At 46.3% G+C, this 17,593-nt stretch carries 21 protein-coding genes; 12 read left to right on the top strand and 9 right to left on the bottom strand.

The window, feature by feature from the left end; all coding sequences use genetic code 11:
• Positions 1-6: 6 nt before the first annotated feature.
• The 10 genes from J0L70_RS08295 to hisI all read left to right on the top strand — a co-directional run bounded on the left by J0L70_RS08295 (position 7) and on the right by hisI (position 8,456).
• Positions 7-402 carry a Fur family transcriptional regulator gene (locus J0L70_RS08295; RefSeq protein ID WP_036046442.1) on the top strand — a complete coding sequence of 132 codons (396 nt, stop codon included), beginning with the start codon at positions 7-9 and terminating at the stop codon, positions 400-402.
• A gap of 52 nt (positions 403-454) precedes the next feature.
• Entirely contained in the window at positions 455-1,195 is a 741-nt protein-coding gene (locus J0L70_RS08290) for a GTP-binding protein (RefSeq protein WP_287454024.1), read from the top strand.
• 11 nt (positions 1,196-1,206) lie between these two features.
• Positions 1,207-2,016 (top strand): metallophosphoesterase family protein, encoded by an 810-nt coding sequence (locus J0L70_RS08285; protein ID WP_017289917.1) that lies wholly within the window; start codon positions 1,207-1,209, stop codon positions 2,014-2,016.
• Between the two features lie 4 nt (positions 2,017-2,020).
• Positions 2,021-2,752: a metallophosphoesterase family protein gene (locus tag J0L70_RS08280; RefSeq protein WP_242044555.1), complete on the top strand. Its 732-nt coding sequence runs from the start codon at positions 2,021-2,023 to the stop codon at positions 2,750-2,752.
• 147 nt (positions 2,753-2,899) lie between these two features.
• A complete protein-coding gene (gene thrS / locus J0L70_RS08275; RefSeq protein ID WP_287454021.1) occupies positions 2,900-4,759 on the top strand; it encodes a threonine--tRNA ligase in 1,860 nt (619 codons plus the stop codon).
• A gap of 90 nt (positions 4,760-4,849) precedes the next feature.
• Complete coding sequence (locus J0L70_RS08270) at positions 4,850-5,224, top strand: DUF1636 family protein (RefSeq protein ID WP_287454019.1); 375 nt, start codon at positions 4,850-4,852, stop codon at positions 5,222-5,224.
• Between the two features lie 53 nt (positions 5,225-5,277).
• Positions 5,278-6,315: a CobW family GTP-binding protein gene (locus J0L70_RS08265; protein WP_287454017.1), complete on the top strand. Its 1,038-nt coding sequence runs from the start codon at positions 5,278-5,280 to the stop codon at positions 6,313-6,315.
• A gap of 90 nt (positions 6,316-6,405) precedes the next feature.
• The gene (folE, locus tag J0L70_RS08260) at positions 6,406-7,062 is read left to right on the top strand and encodes a GTP cyclohydrolase I FolE (protein ID WP_017289912.1); all 657 of its coding nucleotides are present in this window, start codon (positions 6,406-6,408) and stop codon (positions 7,060-7,062) included.
• Between the two features lie 72 nt (positions 7,063-7,134).
• Complete coding sequence (locus J0L70_RS08255) at positions 7,135-8,106, top strand: CobW family GTP-binding protein (protein WP_287454013.1); 972 nt, start codon at positions 7,135-7,137, stop codon at positions 8,104-8,106.
• Positions 8,103-8,456 (top strand): phosphoribosyl-AMP cyclohydrolase, encoded by a 354-nt coding sequence (gene hisI, locus J0L70_RS08250; RefSeq protein ID WP_017289910.1) that lies wholly within the window; start codon positions 8,103-8,105, stop codon positions 8,454-8,456. The genes J0L70_RS08255 and hisI overlap by 4 nt, the downstream gene beginning before the upstream one ends.
• Here hisI and J0L70_RS08245 read toward each other — a convergent pair.
• A complete protein-coding gene (locus tag J0L70_RS08245; protein WP_017289909.1) occupies positions 8,453-9,400 on the bottom strand; it encodes a RuBisCO small subunit-like domain-containing protein in 948 nt (315 codons plus the stop codon). The genes hisI and J0L70_RS08245 overlap by 4 nt on opposite strands.
• Before the next feature lie 74 nt (positions 9,401-9,474).
• Here J0L70_RS08245 and cysS point away from each other — a divergent pair, with 74 nt between their 5' ends.
• Complete coding sequence (cysS, locus tag J0L70_RS08240; RefSeq protein WP_026148851.1) at positions 9,475-10,926, top strand: cysteine--tRNA ligase; 1,452 nt, start codon at positions 9,475-9,477, stop codon at positions 10,924-10,926.
• 177 nt (positions 10,927-11,103) lie between these two features.
• On the opposite strand, the gene J0L70_RS08235 is transcribed toward cysS, so the two are convergent.
• From J0L70_RS08235 to J0L70_RS08215, 5 genes are all read right to left on the bottom strand, one after another.
• Positions 11,104-11,721: a class I SAM-dependent methyltransferase gene (locus tag J0L70_RS08235; RefSeq protein WP_287454010.1), complete on the bottom strand. Its 618-nt coding sequence runs from the start codon at positions 11,719-11,721 to the stop codon at positions 11,104-11,106.
• A gap of 133 nt (positions 11,722-11,854) precedes the next feature.
• Complete coding sequence (locus J0L70_RS08230; protein ID WP_190648650.1) at positions 11,855-12,535, bottom strand: Coq4 family protein; 681 nt, start codon at positions 12,533-12,535, stop codon at positions 11,855-11,857.
• Between the two features lie 58 nt (positions 12,536-12,593).
• Positions 12,594-12,935 carry an urease subunit beta gene (locus tag J0L70_RS08225; RefSeq protein ID WP_017289905.1) on the bottom strand — a complete coding sequence of 114 codons (342 nt, stop codon included), beginning with the start codon at positions 12,933-12,935 and terminating at the stop codon, positions 12,594-12,596.
• Between the two features lie 9 nt (positions 12,936-12,944).
• A complete protein-coding gene (ureA, locus tag J0L70_RS08220) occupies positions 12,945-13,247 on the bottom strand; it encodes an urease subunit gamma (protein WP_017289904.1) in 303 nt (100 codons plus the stop codon).
• Positions 13,248-13,334: 87 nt separating this feature from the next.
• Positions 13,335-14,201: an urease accessory protein UreD gene (locus tag J0L70_RS08215; RefSeq protein WP_287454006.1), complete on the bottom strand. Its 867-nt coding sequence runs from the start codon at positions 14,199-14,201 to the stop codon at positions 13,335-13,337.
• 201 nt (positions 14,202-14,402) lie between these two features.
• Between J0L70_RS08215 and J0L70_RS08210 the strand changes: the two genes are divergently transcribed.
• A complete protein-coding gene (locus J0L70_RS08210) occupies positions 14,403-14,864 on the top strand; it encodes a DUF2141 domain-containing protein (protein WP_017289902.1) in 462 nt (153 codons plus the stop codon).
• Here the strand turns inward: J0L70_RS08210 and J0L70_RS08205 are convergent.
• The 3 genes from J0L70_RS08205 to J0L70_RS08195 all read right to left on the bottom strand — a co-directional run bounded on the left by J0L70_RS08205 (position 14,861) and on the right by J0L70_RS08195 (position 17,531).
• Positions 14,861-15,781 carry a glycosyltransferase family 2 protein gene (locus tag J0L70_RS08205; protein ID WP_287454004.1) on the bottom strand — a complete coding sequence of 307 codons (921 nt, stop codon included), beginning with the start codon at positions 15,779-15,781 and terminating at the stop codon, positions 14,861-14,863. The genes J0L70_RS08210 and J0L70_RS08205 overlap by 4 nt on opposite strands.
• Before the next feature lie 164 nt (positions 15,782-15,945).
• A complete protein-coding gene (arsS, locus tag J0L70_RS08200) occupies positions 15,946-16,962 on the bottom strand; it encodes an arsenosugar biosynthesis radical SAM (seleno)protein ArsS (RefSeq protein ID WP_287454002.1) in 1,017 nt (338 codons plus the stop codon).
• A gap of 236 nt (positions 16,963-17,198) precedes the next feature.
• Positions 17,199-17,531: an arsenosugar biosynthesis-associated peroxidase-like protein gene (locus J0L70_RS08195; RefSeq protein WP_026148850.1), complete on the bottom strand. Its 333-nt coding sequence runs from the start codon at positions 17,529-17,531 to the stop codon at positions 17,199-17,201.
• Positions 17,532-17,593 lie beyond the last annotated feature (62 nt).

The raw sequence follows: 17,593 nt of genomic DNA, 5'->3' as shown, positions 1-17,593 counted from the left end.
AAAGCAATGGCAACCCAAACACGACAAACACGCGGACAGGTCAAAGTCTTGGAAGTATTGAGACAGAGTCAGCAACCGATTTCTGCTCAAACGCTCTTCGCAGAACTGAGACAGCGAGATCAACCCTTAGGATTAGCAACCATTTATCGAGCATTAGAAGCGCTCAAGCGTGAGGGGTTAGTCCAGAGTCGAGTGACTCCGCAAGGCGAAGCCCTTTATACGGTTGTAGCTGACGATCATCGGCACTTTATGACTTGTCTACGCTGTGGCACTTCAACCCCATTAGAAACTTGCCCCTTTGAAACATTAGAACAACAGTGGCGACAGTCTCAAACCTTCCAACTGTACTATCACACGCTAGAACTGTTTGGAATCTGCTGGCTTTGTCAAAACAATTCTTAAGCTTTTTAGATTGAGTGAACAAAATCGCTAGAAGCCTGTATAATTTACGAGAATGATTCTCATTCTAATTATGGACTTCCCGGTAATTCTCGTGGCTGGTGCGTCTGGAACAGGTAAGACAACCTGGATTCAGCAGCAAGGTTTGAATTCATCGATCGCGTATTGTTCGCTTGGTAGCGATGGCATTGCGATCGATGCAACGTATCTGACGACTGAAATGAGCAGCATTAATGTGTTCTCTGATCTGACGGAACTCCTATCTTTGAGGGTTCCAGTCTATCTGGAAGTTAGCGCTCAGTTAGATTTAGACTCGCTGACAATTCCGCTAGGGCATTTCCAAAAGCTTGCGATCGTGGCTCCCAATACGAACGACACAGAATGGCATCGATGGGCAGATCGAATTGTCGTAGGAATTCAAGCTGCAAAGGGTTCACAAATTTGGCGATCGAACTTGTCCGGTCAGGTTCTTGATCCCGCAAGCCTCGATACCTTGTGGGATGAACTGATCGAAGGCGCGTACGGAACCATTCAACGTGCAAAGGGAATCTTTGAAGTCGTTGATGGTAGAGCCTTTCACTTTAACTATGTTCAGGGTCATGAAACGAACTACACCGAATTGAATGTTGCGCGATCGTTCAAAGGTAGACCCGATCGCTTTAGTGGCATTGAGGTCGTTGGGGAAGCCTTTGATCAAACTGCTATTAAGCAAACGCTTCAGGACTGTTGTTTGGCAGACGATGCATTGGCATATTATCAACATCAAATTCGGCAGTCGTTAGAAATCCCTGCTTAGAGGAGAACACAATGAGAACAGCAGTTTTATCCTGCATTCATGGAAACTTTGAGGCGCTGAATGCCGTGCTATCAGATATCGATGATCAAAACGTCGATCGAATGTTCTGTCTCGGTGATTTGGTTGGATATGGTCCGTATCCCAATGCAGTTGTGGAAATGATTCGCTCTCTAGATATTCCGACCGTTCAAGGCTGTTGGGATGAAGATGTGGTTGAAGGCTTGAACGCTTGTGAATGTAGCTATCCATCTTTACTCGCTGAAAAACGAGGACGACAGGCGCATGAATGGACAAACCAAGAAATTCATCCAGAAGTGAGAGCATTTTTAGCACAACTCCCTCATACTTTACGGGATGGAAATCTCTGCTTTGTCCATGGAAGCCCGCATAGTAATCATGAATACTTGCTGCCTGAGATTGATGCATTTGTGGCGATGGAACGCGTGCTATCAACCGGAGCCGATATTCTATTTTGCGGTCATACGCATGTGCCCTATGTGCGATCGCTGGACTCTGGAGAACTCCAAATCAAAGTACAACAGTCGAAACAAGATCAATCCATTCGCTTTACTGCGCCCTTAAAGCGCATTGTTAATGCTGGCTCAGTCGGTGAACCTCGACATGGCAGACCCAATGCAACGTATGTGATTTACGACGATAGTACTGATCAAATTGCGCTGCGAGAAGTTGAATATGACTACCAAAAAACCTGTGCTGCAATTGTCGAAAAAGGACTGCCTGCCATCTTTGCCTGGAGACTCTCAAAAGGGATGGAATTTGCAGAACGCGCCGACGATCCGACTCATATCTGTGAGCGATAATTAAATGATGTCATCTTGGGCAATTTTGAGCGGTATTGAAGGTAATCTTGCCGCCTACGAAGCAGTTCTAAAAGATATTCAGCGGCAAAGGGTTGATGCTTTGTTTGTGTTGGGCGATGTGATTAGTCCCAGAGCCGATAATGAGAAATTGATTAATCGATTGACTTCTCCACGTCGAGGTGAACTTGTCCCACAAGTCTGTCAGGGTTGGTGGGAAGAACAATTACTCGTTTTGCATGGTTTAGGGCGTGTGGGAGAACCAACCGAGCTAATTGGGCGATATGGCATTCAGATGACTAAGAAACTCTGGGATTCTGTGCCTCGTAATTTAGTACGGTGGGTACAATCACTAGAATTTGGCATCTTTGAGCTAGATTGCTTACTGATTCATGGCAGTACAGTCAGCGTCAGCGATGAGCTAACCCCTGAGACTGATCCGATTCAAATGCTCGATCGCGCCATGCGAATGGATGCAAACTATCTCTTCTGCGGTCGCTCTGGACTGGCTTTTGAATACGAGATCGAATCTGGAGGAGTGCTGACTTCAGTGACAACGCTCGATCGACGATCAGAACCAGAGCCAACGAGCCTTCATCCGCGTAAAATTATTGGAGTTGGAAACGTTGGGCGAACTGCGGGACAGGCGATTTACACGATCTACAATCCGAATACCAACGCACTCAAGTTTTGCACCGTTCGGTATGATTCAGGAAAAGGATTTCAGATCAAAAGGTAGTGCAATATGACGACTGGTCGAAGATTTGCGCGATCACATTAGCTTTCTCCTAAAGACTGTAGACCCAGAATGAATGACTTTGCTGCATGTCTGATCCGATTTCTCAGTTTACGCTAAAATGAGAATGATTATCATTATTTTGCTTCTATGGTCAGCCAACTTTCTCGCTCCTTCTCCGGTAATACCTGGCAGCAGAGCGATCCGCAACAATTGCTGAAAATTCGCCATACTTGTGCTCACATTTTGGCAATGGCAGTTCAAACGCTGTTTCCTGAGGCGAAAGCGACGATTGGACCTTGGACAGACACCGGATTCTATTACGACTTTGATCGAGCCATTTCCTTTACTTCAGAAGATTTGGTGCAGATTGAAGCAGAAATGCGGCGAATCATTCGAGCCAATCTTCCCATCATTCGAGAGGTGGTGGGGTATGACTCGATTCGAGCCGAGATTGAGCAGTTGAATGAGCCGTATAAGTTGGAAATCCTCGATCGTATTCCTGCTGGAGAACCGATTACTCGCTACTTTATTGGTAACCCTGATAGTGGACGTGCAACTCAGATCGAACCTTCGCTGATTGATGCGATCGCACTGCCGCCTGATGAATATTGGTGGGATCTCTGTGCAGGACCGCATTTAGACTTTACAGGTGAAATTCATCCCGATGCGATCTCGTTAGAAAGCATTGCGGGCGCGTACTGGCGCGGGGATGAAACCAAAGCACAACTCCAACGCATTTATGGCACAGCCTGGGAAACTCCAGAACAGCTACAAGCCTACTTACAGCAACGAGAAGAAGCGAAACGTCGCGACCATCGTAAGCTCGGACAAGACTTGAAGCTGTTTAGTTTGGAGGAAGATGCAGGCGGTGGATTAGTCTTCTGGCATCCACGCGGCGCAAGAATGCGTCGAATCATTGAAGATTACTGGAGACAGTCGCACATTGATGCAGGCTATGAATTGCTCTACACTCCGCACATTGCGAACCTAGACCTCTGGAAAACATCGGGTCATTTCGATTTCTATCGTGACAGTATGTTTGATCAGATGGACATCGAAGAACAGCAGTATCAAATTAAGCCCATGAACTGCCCGTTTCATGTGTTGACCTACAAGCATGAACTCCATTCCTACCGAGAGTTCCCGATCCGATGGGCAGAGCTTGGAACTGTGTATCGATATGAGCGTTCAGGGGCGTTACATGGTTTGATGCGAGTACGCGGCTTTACTCAAGATGATGCGCATATCTTTTGTCTGCCGGAACAGATTGAAGATGAAATTCTCGGCGTTCTCAATCTCACAGAGCAGATTTTGTCAGACTTTGGTTTCTCGAACTATGAGGTCAATCTTTCCACTCGTCCACCTCAATCGGTTGGGAGTGATCAGATTTGGGAGAAAGCCACGATCGCGCTCCAACAAGCCTTAGATAGAAAAGGTTGGAACTATGTTATCGATGAAGGCGGCGGCGCATTCTACGGACCTAAAATCGATTTGAAAATTGAAGATGCGATCGCACGTCGTTGGCAATGTTCCACGATTCAAGTTGATTTCAATTTACCAGAACGGTTTGAGATGGAATATGTGGCGGCAGATGGGACTCGCCAGCGTCCGATCATGATTCACCGAGCAATCTTCGGATCGTTAGAGCGCTTCTTTGGCATTCTCATTGAGAACTATGCGGGAGACTTTCCGCTGTGGCTTGCACCGATTCAAGTTCGATTACTTCCAATCAGTCAAGACCAACGGGACTATGCCGAAGCGATCGCGCTGCAACTTAAGCAGGCTGGATTCCGTGCTGAAGTCGATCGCACCAACGAACGATTAGGTAAGCAAATTCGCACGGCTGAACTTGAAAAAATTCCAGTTGTCGCGGTTGTTGGCAAAAAAGAAGTTGAGTCTCAAACCCTGAGCATTCGGACTCGACACAAAGGAGAATTAGGAGCCTTGACGCTCTCGGCACTCTGCGATCGACTCCAGCAAGCCGTCTTCAATCACGCAACTCTGTAACCATTGCATCAAAAGGCATCAGGCAATGACAACCTTTCTTCGTTCAATCCCTGAAACTATCGAACTGTTTTGTATTTCACGAGGCTTTAGATGACGGATCATGTCCTGTTTATTTGTCGATCGTGTTCTGTTTCCAAGCACCAGCGAGAACATCTCAAACATCGTGGTGGATTCCATCTGCTAGAACACCTCAAGCAGCAATCTAAAACTTGGGAGATGAATGCACCCTTTGTAATTCGAGAAGTGGAATGTTTGAGCGCCTGTAATCGTCCTTGTGTCGTTGTGCTTTCGGCTCCAGGTAAAACGACGTTGATGTTTGGAGACTTATCACCGTTTGAAAGTGCTCCTGCCATTCGAGAACTTTGCCAGCAGTATTTCCGCAGTGCTGACGGCATTGTACCGAGAAGCGATCGTCCAGACCTTCTGAAAAGAGGCATCTTAGCAAGAATTCCACCTGTGACGTAGATTTCTCTCAAATTAATGTAGAATGATAACCGTTCTCAAAACCTCCTCATACTATGAACGCAGCAACTCAATCCCACCTCGAGATCCCGAAGCGGGGGATGCCCGTTACAATCATCACCGGATTCTTAGGCAGTGGCAAAACAACCCTGCTGAATCAAATCCTGAAAAATCGTGATGATCTCAAAGTTGCAGTGCTAGTCAATGAATTTGGAGACATCAACATTGACTCGCAGCTTCTCGTTTCGCTAGATGAAGACATGATGGAACTGAGCAACGGCTGTATCTGCTGCACAATCAATGATGACTTGATCAATGCGGTCTATCGGATCTTGGAGCGAGAAGATCGAATTGATTACATGGTGATTGAGACGACAGGGGTAGCTGATCCGTTACCGATCGTGCTTACCTTTGTTAGCTCTGAACTCAGAGACTTAACGCATCTCGATTCAATTTTGACGGTTGTTGATGCAGAGACATTCACACCGGAGCATTTTGAGAGTCAAGCTGCAATCAGCCAGATTACATATGGCGATATCATTCTGCTCAACAAAACAGATTTGGCAGGACAAGAGAAAGTTGCTGAACTCGATCATTGGATTCGTAGTACTAAAACAGGTGCAAGAGTTCTACAGACTCAGTATGGCGAGGTTCCACTACCTCTAATTTTGGATGTCGGCTACTTCCAACCCGAAGCCTATGAGGACGAACATCACGAACATCACGAACATCACGAACATCACCACCACGATCATGACCACCATCACCACCATTCCAATCACTTAGCCAATGATGGTTTTGTTTCAATGTCTTACCAGAGCGATCGACCTTTTTCGGTTCACAAATTTCAAAGCTTTCTGGATGAATTACCGATCGAGATTTTCCGTGCAAAAGGATTGCTCTGGTTCAAAGAAAGCTATCTGAAACATATCTTTCAGTTGAGTGGAAAACGGTACGACATTCAAACCGAAGAATGGCAAAAATCTCCCTCGAATCAGCTTGTGCTGATTGGTCGAAATTTAGACACTGAGCAGCTGCGACAACAGCTTGATCAATGCTTAGAGCCGATTCCTTCTAAGCTAGTTGCTCAGTAATTTCAGCTTTCACACTCCATGTTAGAGGTGAAAACCGTCAGTGCAGAACTGGCGTAATGTCCGATTGTCTACCCTTCTAGAAATAGCAACATGAACCCACAATCCTCCTCTGATCTTGTCCTGCCCGATTCGTCTGAAACGTTTGCTGCGCTTAAGACTCAATCAAAGCCACCTGTTTCCGATGCTGAAATGATGCAAGCCGTCAGGACTTTGCTGCTGGGATTGGGAGAAGATCCTGATCGAGAAGGCTTACGCGATACGCCGAAACGAGTTGTAAAAGCCTTGAAGTTCTTGACCCAAGGCTACAATCAATCGCTAGATGAATTGCTCAATGGTGCGGTCTTTCACGAGAATGCCAATGAGATGGTGTTAGTTCGTGACATCGATCTGTTTAGCTCTTGCGAACATCACATCTTACCGATTCTGGGACGCGCTCATGTTGCGTACATTCCCAATGGTAAAGTGATCGGACTGTCAAAAATCGCTCGAATTTGTGAAATGTATGCTCGACGTTTACAGGTTCAAGAGCGATTAACCAGCCAAATTGCAGATGCACTTCAGGGCTTGCTCAAGCCACAAGGCGTTGCAGTTGTCGTCGAAGCATCGCACATGTGTATGGTCATGAGAGGGGTACAAAAGCCTGGATCATGGACGGTTACCAGCGCAATGAAAGGTGTGTTTGCGGATGATGCGAAGACGCGGCAGGAATTTATGGATTTGATCCGCCATAGTCCAAAGTTTAACTAAATGCTTTGTCGAGCAATCCATATCCTTAAGCCGATTGGATTGCTCTTTCCTAATCATTTGAGTGTGCCTGTAATGCCAGAAGAATTGTCCATTCCAGAAACTCGCCTACCTGTAACCATCATTACAGGTTTTTTAGGAAGCGGAAAGACAACACTGCTCAATCAAATTCTGAAGAACTATCAGGATGTCAAAGTTGCAGTTTTAGTCAATGAGTTTGGCAGTATCAATATTGATAGTCAGCTACTTATCTCGATCGACGAAGATATGATCGAGCTTTCAAATGGCTGTATCTGCTGTACGATGAATGGCAATTTAGTAGATGCAGTTTACTCGATTTTAGAACGACGCGATCGCATTGACTATCTCATTGTCGAAACTACAGGACTCGCTGATCCGTTACCGATCGCACTAACTTTTTTAAGCACAGAACTTCGCGATTTTACCCGACTCGATTCGATCTTAACGCTGGTTGATGCTGCAACCTTTACACCTGACCACTATGAGAGTGCAATCGCGCTACAGCAAATCTGTTATGGAGATATCATCATTCTCAACAAAATGGATCTCGTTTCAGAAGATCAAGCAAACGAGCTAGAAGACTTTATCCGAGATGTCAAAGAGAAAGCGCGAGTTCTAAGAACTCAACAAGGGTATCTGCCGCTGTCACTCATTTTAGATGTGAATCTATCCCAAAACAGCTTTTATCAAGGAATCCAATCGGCTCCAGAGAGTTTAGAACAATCAAGGCAATTGCGATCGATTGAAGGATTCACGGCGGTTGCTTTCGAGAGCGATCGACCCTTTTCAGTCAAAAAGTTCCAGGAATTTCTCGACTATCAACTTCCTGAAAATGTATTTCGCGCCAAAGGCATTCTCTGGTTTTCCGAGAGTCCAGCCCGTCATATTTTTCAACTGAGTGGAAAGCGATTTCACCTTGAAGACAGCGATTGGGATGGCAAGCCTAGAAATGAAATGGTTCTAATCGGGCGTAAACTCGATGCTTTATTTCTGACGCAAACCCTGAATAATTGCCTCACCCGATGACAACGATCGATCAAAATTACCTGTGGATAGAACGCCTCAAATTTAACGAAGCAGGGTTAGTTCCAGCCATTGCTCAAGACTATCAAGATAGCTCTGTACTCATGATGGCGTGGATGAGCCGTGAATCGATCCAGCGAACGCTAGAGACAGGAGAAGCACACTACTGGAGCCGTTCTCGCGCTGAACTGTGGCATAAGGGTGCAACTTCAGGACATATTCAGAAAGTCAAAGCATTGTACTACGATTGTGATGCGGATGCTCTTCTGCTCCAAGTTGAGCAAGTGGGAAATGTTGCCTGTCACACAGGGGTAAAAAGCTGCTTTTTTAACCCTGTTCGACTTCGCGTTTAAGGCTGTTGAATCACTAAACTTTTACCCCGCTGCCTAGTCTTTGGGGCAACGCTAAATAGGCGCAAATACTGGCGTGGATATTGATGGAGAAGCTGCTCTAAAGTCGCGATCGCATCGCCTTCATGACGAGTCCTAATCAAACCACAATTTGACCAGGAATTTGCTCGAAAGCGTCTATTATCCGCCTGCTCAATTCCAATCTCTAATCCTTGAGCTAATTGATCTTGAACCCAAGCCAATGTTGCAGAATTCAAAGTTGCAGAATTTAAAGTTGTCGATCGTAGCTTTTGAGCACCATTTTCTGGTTCAGACTGTCCATCCACTTCATTCTGAATTGCAGCAATGCAAGCATTATCTTCAGCACAGAGATAACCTTGACGCAGCTTTTGATTGATACTCACCACATGACGTGCAAATGTTGAATCTGTATCCTGAACAGTTGGTAAGCGATCCGCTTGTTGCTGATGCGTGATGATAGAACCAGAAGCAATGTATCTCCCGGCTGGAATTTGAACATTCTCGATCAGCGCATGAGACATTACAATGCAGCCATTGCCCACACGAGCATTAAACACTGTAGAGCGGAAGCCAATAAAGCAATCTTTTCCCACATAAGCAGGCCCATGAATCAACGCCATGTGAGTAATCGAAGCATTCTCACCAATCCACACTGAGTAAGATTCACCATCCTCTCCCGTGATCCGCCCCTGTTCCAAACCGTGAATCACCGCGCCATCTTGAATATTCACATTTGAGCCAATGTAAAACGGCATCCCTTCATCTGCCCGAATCGAGACTCCAGGCGCGATATGAACCTGTGTGCCAATTCTCACGTCTCCAATCACGTTTGTTAATGGATGGATATAGACACTCGGATCAAGGGTTGGCTCAATTAGAGTTTGTGCCCAAGGTGTGGGTGGAGCGGGAATCGAATGAATGTCCATGTTAATATGAGAACGATTATCATTATGAAGTGTACCTGAAAGTTGCTGCTGTTCACGATCGAACTTTATCTGCCATGAGTCTTACCCTCTACAACACCCTGACGCGCCGCAAAGAACCCTTCACGCCACTCAATCGGGATCAGGTGACAATGTACTGCTGCGGAGTGACGGTATACGATGACTGCCACTTAGGTCATGCTCGTTCTTACATTGGCTGGGATGTGGTGCGGCGATATTTACAGTGGCGAGGCTATTCTGTGCGCTATGTTCAGAACTTTACGGATATCGACGATAAGATTCTGAACCGCGCGAAAGCGGAGAAGCTTGCAATGAAAGACGTAGCAGATCGCTATATTGCTGCCTATTTTCGAGACATTCGACCGTTAAACATTCTCGATGCAGATGAGTATCCTCGTGTTACCGACCATATTCCAGAGATTCATCAACTGATTCAAGCATTAGAAGCCAAAGGATATGTTTACGCGATCGAGGGTGATGTCTATTATGACGTGCGGCAGTTTGCAGACTACGGCAAACTGTCTGGACGATCGCTCAACCAAATGCAAGCAGGCGCAAGTAGACGAGTTGACCCTAACGATCCGGAGCGAAAAAAGCGTTATCCGGCGGACTTCGCTCTGTGGAAAGCAGCAAAATCTGATGAATCTGCTTGGGATTCTCCTTGGGGAAAAGGACGACCTGGATGGCATATTGAATGCTCTGCGATGATTCGGGCGCGGTTAGGAGGCACGATCGATATTCATGGTGGTGGTGGCGATTTAATTTTTCCGCACCACGAGAATGAAATTGCTCAATCGGAAGCTCTAACTGACCAGCCATTAGCTCGGTACTGGCTGCATAACGGCATGGTGACAGTAAACGGCGAGAAAATGTCGAAGTCGCTTGGCAATTTCACCACGATTCGAGATTTACTAGACGGCAAATGGTTGGAGTATCCGCGTCCAATTGATCCGATGGCGATTCGATTGTTTGTGCTACAAGCGCATTATCGTAAGCCGCTCGATTTTACGCCAAACGCGATCGAGGCTGCCGAGAAGGGTTGGCAAACACTCAAAGAAGCATTATCTCTCGATCTTCAGTTGCTTAATCTATCCCCTCAGATTCTCAGTCAGCCTGATTCAGCATCAGTAGAGCAATTTCAAACAGCATTGGACGATGATCTCAACACAGCAACAGCCCTAGCGATGCTGTTTGAGTTGGCAAAGTTACTGAAGCGAGAGTTCTACTTGCGTTACTACTGTGAATCGCATAAACTATCCGACATTCAATTGGTTCAGCGATCTCAAGCCTTAATTCAACTGGCTCAAGTATTAGGTCTGGAAATTCAACAATCTCCAGCTAAATTCGCGATTGATGCAGATTGGATTGAAGCACGCCTTCAGCAGCGGCAACAAGCGCGTCAGGCTAGACAGTATGCAGAGAGCGATCGTATTCGGGATGAATTGCAATCAATGGGAATTACTATAATCGATCAACCTGGCGGATTGACTCGCTGGCATCAAACTTGATCTGGCTGCATCGTAGAGTCAGAGGATGCTTTCGAGGGGGTAGAAAAGCTCTCCGGCGATAAGCTGTAAATACACAAAAAACACAGCAGCAAGAGAGCCATCGCGAACTTGGTTGAAGAGTGGGGAGTGGGGAGCTAATTGATTGAGAATGCTATAACTTCTTGAATTGTGATTGAACTAATTGACCTTGGTTGCAGTGCCCTTGTACAAATATGCGGCAACTTTCGGGGCATTTTCTAAATACAATTCTTGTACTCTAACCTGCTCAAACTGATGTTCAATTAACTCTCGAATATTCCGATTGAAGTGACATCCTCCTGCAATTTTCTTCTGAATCGGTGTGAGTCGATTTTGCCAAACTTGCACATTCGGTTCACAACTCAAGCCATGTTCAACAAAAAAGAATTTTCCTCCTGGCTTCAGGACTCGATATATCTCTGCAAGCGCTTGAGCTACATCAGGAATGCTACAGAGCGTAAAAGTACTCACGACACTATCAAAAGAACAATCCGCCATTGGCAAGTTTTCACCACTGAGAATATGGTGTTCTACGGTAATGGGAGAAGCTGCAATCCGTTTTTGAGCGATCGTATGCACGCCAGCATTTGAGTCAACTGTTACGATTTTACGAACACTCTCGGGATAGTGAGGCAAGTTCAAACCCGTTCCAAATCCAATTTCTAAGATGTCTCCTGTCACACCTGCCAAAATTGCTCGGCGATGCTTTTCTATCGCAGATGCAGAGCAAGATAAATCGATGAGATAAGGCAGAATTCGTTGTTCATAAAAACTCATATAGCCGTCCTAAATTAGTTGAGGAGTGGGGAGTGGGGGAACTTACTAGCTCTCTACTCCCTACTCTTTTTTTAGCATTTACAACTCAATCAGGATTACTACAGTGATGTTACATGCTCGATCGACGAATCAATCAAGGCACATAAACGGGCATCGGCTCAATCCCTAACTCGGCTCGCCATTCTGCAACAGGTTTCTCCCAATGATCTTCCCATTTCTGTGCCAATAGTGGTTTCGCCTTTGCACCCATGCGATAGCCTGATGCGACTCGATCGAGCAATCGATCCAACTGTTCTGGTTGATTGAGCAATGTACTCACAAAAGCTGCCGCGATTAAAATTCCAGCGAGTGGACGACGAGTTTGTGCCAATTCAAACGCTTTTAACCCAATTTCGCCAGCTACATCCACACTCATCCCGGTCACCACATGCCAGATGTCATGGGTCTGCCGCAGTCGAAACAATAAGCAAGACGCATCATCCACAACGTCCATTTTGCGGTAGAACCCTGGATCAAATCCCGAGGATGAAATGTACTGTGCAAACGCATAGCCTAAAGAGTTTGGCGGATACGTCATCAGCTTGACTAACTCTGGCTCAGACGGCGAGTAACGCTCTTTAGCAAAAGCTGCAATTTCAGGGCGATTCAGCATGTAATTTAAAGAGGCTGCCATCGTTTGAGGATGCGATCGCAAGAGCGAATCCTCAATGTCATAAATCGAGTCTGTCTGTGTTGGATCGCGCAACACATTCACAACCGACTTTAAGGTATTTAAGTAATTTAAGTTTAAACGGCGTAATTCTTTGAAATGCATAACGCTCCTGATCAAAGGTCATGCCCACCATAATCGATGGCTTCTCAAACGTCCTCGATTATTTAGCTTTCTTTTTACCTTTTTTCGCTTTCTCATCCAATGCCCCTTCGATTTTGGCATTGAATCCATACACCTGACGGGAGCCAACTAAAGGCACGAGTGTCACTTCGCGATCGTCTCCCGGTTCAAATCGTACGGCTGTCCCTGCCGGAATATCTAACCGCATTCCACGGGCGCGATCGCGATCAAATTCCAAAGCTGCATTCACTTCAAAAAAGTGAAAATGAGAGCCAACTTGAATCGGTCGATCACCTTGATTTGCAACCTGTATTGTGACCGTTTCGCGTCCTGCATTCAGTTCGATCTCGCCTTCTTCAATCAACATTTCACCGGGAATCATCGCTTGCTCCTATCGAATCGGATGATGAACTGTAACTAATTTTGTACCATCTGGAAAAGTTGCTTCGACTTGCACTTCATGAATCATCTCTGCCACACCTTCCATCACCTCATCTTGGGTGAGAAGCGTTGTGCCATAGTTCATCAATTCGGCAACCGTTTGTCCATCTCTTGCGCCTTCCAAAATTGCCGCAGAAATCAACGCCACTGCTTCAGGATAGTTCAATTTCAAGCCTCTCGCCTTACGACGCTCGGCAACCAAAGCAGCCGTGAAAATCAAAAGCTTATCTTTTTCTTGCGGTGTGAGTTGCATCGTTTCTTTCTGTCAATTAAGCCAAACAAAGACAGTTTATCAATCGAATTGCTTTGACCAAATTCTGTAATCTTGTCTAAAGGAAGTTCAACGCATTTCCATCTGCCAAACTCTGGGAATACAGGCTGGACGCTGAAAATAAGACACCCGAATCAACTGCCAAACCGCCAGAAACCATCGGCGGGCTTCGCTGCTGGAATGTCCTCGATATCGGCACAGTAGTCCGATCGATAATCGCGTCACCCCGATCTCACCGGATGATCCCGCCCAGAGTTCTCTCGCTTTCTCGACTAATTCTGGTGTGACCACTTGCCCGACCCAAGCAAAACTTCCCACCACAGGACAACCCGCTAAGCCATGCGGACTCGCAAAATTTTCTTCGCTGCCAGGCATCCATTGACGATCGATCCAAATCGGCTTGCCCGCTTGCCAAACTTCAGTTCGCGATCGCCAATTGCCTTCAACAAATTTCTCACCCCGAGCACTGCGCCCAAATCGGGTAATCTCCCATCCGAGCCAGTTTGCTCCCGGAGCTAAATGAATCTGCATTGTTTGCCGATAGAGCGCTTGGTTAAACACGATCGAGTCAAGCGGCAACCATTCTAAGCAAGCCCCTTCGGCAACATCCACCCGAATGACCTGATGAGCCTCGCGCCCATTGGTGCGGTAAATCTTACTGGCTGCCGGAGTTGTGATCAGTGCTTGACTACCTGATGCAAGGTGGAAGTCAAAGGTTAAACGATCTCCCCCGACGATGCCGCCTGCTGTGTGCATAATCACGCTATGACAAACCTCGTCGCCTTCTGGATAAAAAGGGCGCTGCACTTTTAGGGGAGCTTGCCCCTGGTTCCGAATCAGTTGAGTTTTCCCCTGGCGATATTCAAATCCCAATTGCAGGATGCCATGCCAATCGGTCGGGTTTAAATCAGGTTCAACGAGACGAGGATAATTCACGGAATAGAGCAGCTATTAAGGAGTTCATCCTTAGCTTTTCGTAAAATCGCCTCTTGTCTACAAATTCACCGAGTATTTTTACATTTGCCCCAAGAGTATGCGGTTTGGCACAGATGAATCTCTATCTCTTTTCAGATTTGATCGTTAGTGTAAAAATAAGCTGGCAACTTGTTACAAAAGGTAAAGTGAGGAGAAAAGCTTGTGCAATGGAATGTCTCTCAGTTAGCGCTACTGGCTCTCGGATCAAGTGCGATGATCGCAACGGTCGCTCAAGCCAATCCAACCAGTAACTTCACGGTCGTCGTGGGTGGCGTGCAAAATCAGCAGGGTAGAGTCTGTGTCAGCCTATTTGCCAATAGTCAGGGATTTCCGGATCGAGGAGATCGAGCTGTGCGAGCGCAATGTGTTGGGGTTGGAAAAGGACAGACTGCTGTGACCTTCCAGAATTTGCCGTTAGGAAATTATGGGGTCGCAGTGTTTCACGATCGCAATAGTAACGGAAAGCTCGATCGCAATTTTCTCGGCATTCCCAAAGAAGGATTTGGCTTCTCACGCAATCCAACGATTCGCACAGGTGCGCCGAAGTTTAGTGAAGTTGCTGTTTTTGTCGCAGGCACAAACAATACGGCGCAGGTGCAATTGCAGTATTTGCTAGGCGGCTAACCTTTAGAAGCGATGGATTGAGCAGGCATCTGTGTCAGCGTTGGCTTTTTGGTTTGCCGGAAGTGTTTGGGCAAGAAGTAACGCCAGTTGCCTGCTTTGGTTAAATAGCGTAGGACAACTCCCATGCATTGAACTCGTTCTGCTGGAGTCAGGTCTGCCTGAAAAACCGCTTGCATAAATCCGACTGAACCACGTTCCCAGATCGAACGTTTCCGATTGCCGCTGTGCCATTGTTGCCGCTCTTTTGCTGATTGCATACACGTCGATTGCTTGAGATGAAACCGCCGAAAGAACAGCATTTCGGGAACGTGAACGAGCCGACCTTGTAGGCTCAGTTCTGCCAAGATGACGCGATCGCTGCCATAATTACTGCGCCGTAAATTCAGTTTTTTCAGCGCGCTCGAACGGATCAGACCAAAGATTTCATAAGACCAGAACGTTTTTAATACGATCGCCTCAAACCGTTCAGCCACTTCCCATGCATCGATCGGGCGAGGACTATCCGCTTTCGGAGGTTGCTCGTTGCCTGCCCAATCGATGCGTCCTGCTTCAGAAGTGCAGAGAACGACTGAGAGGTCACGGTCTAGAACTTCGATGCAGCGTTCTAAAAAGGTGGGTTTACAGAGGTCATCATGTGCTGCCCATTTGAAGTATTTGCCGCGAGAGAGTTGAAAGACGCGATCGAAGTTTTCTGCGGCTCCAATGTTGTGATCGTTACGGTAGTAGCGAATTCGAGCATCTTTTGCCACGTAAGTTTGGCAAATTTCTGCGGTGCGATCGCTCGAAGCGTTATCGCAGAGAACGATCTCAAAATTAGTATAAGTTTGTGCTAAGAGAGACTCTAAAGCTGCTTCTAAATAGTCTTCACCATTAAAAACAGGCAGCCCGATCGAAACGGTGGGTAGATTACTGTCCATATTGCTGGATTGTCAAAGAATTAAGTCTTAAATGCTGAGGCGATCGGTCAACGATACGGTGCTGACTCTATTGGAGGGTTGACTTAATTCTCTCAATTTTCCAAGCAATTTAGGTGAATTTACAGAGAACTTTTCGTAAATTCTGCTTGAACTATACAGACGGACTAAATTAATGCACCCCCGCAAGAACTCCCAGATCCGGCGGTGCAACCGAAACAGTGCCGACCTGTGATGACAGTTCGGTTTGTTAAGTTTGCTAATTCAAACGATCGAATATGATTGGTTTCGCATTTGAGATCGAGCATTTGATTAAAATCACAATCATAGAGATACCCATCCCAAGAGATTGAGAGCGTGTTGCGACACATTAATCCATTGACGGTCGCTGGATTAAATGAATTGACCAATAGCTCCATGTAGCCTTGCAGATTGCCAGACGATTCTAACCATTCCAGAAATCGAGAAATTGGCATGTTGTTGAGTGTAATTAAGCGATCGAAGCTGACACCCTGATATTTCTTCAATCCAGCTTTCCATTCTTGTTCCAGTTTTGTTTGTCCACTCGCAAGAAAAGCTCCAACCGGATTGCTCATTAAAGTCAGTTGGCGATTTGGATCACCTGTTCCATATCCGACTGCATTTAATCGTTTCAGTGCCTCGATCGATTTTTCAAATGTGCCATCACCGCGTTGTGCATCGGTATTGCGTTGCCGATAGTGCGGCAGAGAACAGACGATTTCGACTCCTCGTTCTGCGAACCATTTGGGTAAGTTTTGCAGCGTTGGGAGCAGGAGAACAGTGAGATTACAGCGATCGATCACATGTTTTCCACGGGCGACACATTGATCAACGAGATAGCGAAAGTTTGGATTCAGTTCAGGTGCGCCACCTGTGAGATCAACAGTGTGAGCAGAGGTTTGATCTAACGCCTGTAAGCAAAGATCGATAGTTTCGCGAGTCATGATCTCTTTGCGATCGGGACTGGCATCGACATGGCAATGGCGACAAGTCATATTACAGAGCTTGCCAACATTGATTTGAAAGATTTCTAGCTCGCTTGGGTGGAGCGATGCTCCTAATCGTTCTGCAAAGTTTGCATTGTTCAGAGGCAGGCTGTTTAAAAGCGTTTGCTGATACTTGGTGGAGGTAAGCGGCGATTGACGGTTCAGTAACGAAGACATAACTCAAGTAGATGGGCGTAATTCAACATTAGTTCGGCACATTCTTTCGCTTCGTTGCTCACCCGCCCCGGAATGAATTCGGGGCTAACGGTGCGAAGTCCGCTCTGGGACTAACAGCCAATGAAAACGGCTTCTTCAGTGGGTTTCAACCCACTTCGCACGGTTAGCCCAAACTTCTAGTTCAGGGCGAGACGCAAACGAGAGCGACGATCTTCCAATTCATTTCACCTCCCGACTTACATTGCGAGTTTGTTCACTTGATCCAACATTTGCAAACCGTGGATTAATGAAGCTCCACCTCGAATTGCAGTCGCAACATGAACTGCTTCTGTCATTTGTTCTAGGTCTGCACCTTGCTGTAAACATTCTTTGGTGTAGGCATCGATGCAGTAGGGACATTGCACCGTGTGAGCGACTGCGATCGCGATTAACGCTTTTTCCCGCTTCGACAATGCACCTTCTTCAAAAACTGAATTGTAGTAGGCAAAAAACTTTTCTGCGAGTTCTGGATTGCCTTCGCCAATTTTGCCAAAATTTGGTAAGTGTTCAGGATTGTAATAGGTCTGCATTGCAACTCTCGGAAACGGATGAGCTAGGTGATAGACAACTTTTCTGTGCCAAGCGTAGGTTT

This window comes from Leptolyngbya sp. UWPOB_LEPTO1 (assembly GCF_017302695.1).
Classification (GTDB): Bacteria; Cyanobacteriota; Cyanobacteriia; order Leptolyngbyales; family Leptolyngbyaceae; genus Leptolyngbya; species Leptolyngbya boryana.
This window is presented reverse-complemented; position numbering and strand designations above follow the sequence as displayed.

Bases quoted from the DNA above. Each gene is read 5' to 3' on its own strand.
- J0L70_RS08295 (WP_036046442.1), top strand. From the start codon at position 7: ATGGCAACCCAAACACGACAAACACGCGGACAGGTCAAAGTCTTGGAA.
- J0L70_RS08290 (WP_287454024.1), top strand. From the start codon at position 455: ATGATTCTCATTCTAATTATGGACTTCCCGGTAATTCTCGTGGCTGGT.
- J0L70_RS08285 (WP_017289917.1), top strand. From the start codon at position 1,207: ATGAGAACAGCAGTTTTATCCTGCATTCATGGAAACTTTGAGGCGCTG.
- J0L70_RS08280 (WP_242044555.1), top strand. From the start codon at position 2,021: ATGATGTCATCTTGGGCAATTTTGAGCGGTATTGAAGGTAATCTTGCC.
- thrS (WP_287454021.1), top strand. From the start codon at position 2,900: ATGGTCAGCCAACTTTCTCGCTCCTTCTCCGGTAATACCTGGCAGCAG.
- J0L70_RS08270 (WP_287454019.1), top strand. From the start codon at position 4,850: ATGACGGATCATGTCCTGTTTATTTGTCGATCGTGTTCTGTTTCCAAG.
- J0L70_RS08265 (WP_287454017.1), top strand. From the start codon at position 5,278: ATGAACGCAGCAACTCAATCCCACCTCGAGATCCCGAAGCGGGGGATG.
- folE (WP_017289912.1), top strand. From the start codon at position 6,406: ATGAACCCACAATCCTCCTCTGATCTTGTCCTGCCCGATTCGTCTGAA.
- J0L70_RS08255 (WP_287454013.1), top strand. From the start codon at position 7,135: ATGCCAGAAGAATTGTCCATTCCAGAAACTCGCCTACCTGTAACCATC.
- hisI (WP_017289910.1), top strand. From the start codon at position 8,103: ATGACAACGATCGATCAAAATTACCTGTGGATAGAACGCCTCAAATTT.
- J0L70_RS08245 (WP_017289909.1), bottom strand. From the start codon at position 9,400: ATGGACATTCATTCGATTCCCGCTCCACCCACACCTTGGGCACAAACT.
- cysS (WP_026148851.1), top strand. From the start codon at position 9,475: ATGAGTCTTACCCTCTACAACACCCTGACGCGCCGCAAAGAACCCTTC.
- J0L70_RS08235 (WP_287454010.1), bottom strand. From the start codon at position 11,721: ATGAGTTTTTATGAACAACGAATTCTGCCTTATCTCATCGATTTATCT.
- J0L70_RS08230 (WP_190648650.1), bottom strand. From the start codon at position 12,535: ATGCATTTCAAAGAATTACGCCGTTTAAACTTAAATTACTTAAATACC.
- J0L70_RS08225 (WP_017289905.1), bottom strand. From the start codon at position 12,935: ATGATTCCCGGTGAAATGTTGATTGAAGAAGGCGAGATCGAACTGAAT.
- ureA (WP_017289904.1), bottom strand. From the start codon at position 13,247: ATGCAACTCACACCGCAAGAAAAAGATAAGCTTTTGATTTTCACGGCT.
- J0L70_RS08205 (WP_287454004.1), bottom strand. From the start codon at position 15,781: ATGGACAGTAATCTACCCACCGTTTCGATCGGGCTGCCTGTTTTTAAT.
- arsS (WP_287454002.1), bottom strand. From the start codon at position 16,962: ATGTCTTCGTTACTGAACCGTCAATCGCCGCTTACCTCCACCAAGTAT.
- J0L70_RS08195 (WP_026148850.1), bottom strand. From the start codon at position 17,531: ATGCAGACCTATTACAATCCTGAACACTTACCAAATTTTGGCAAAATT.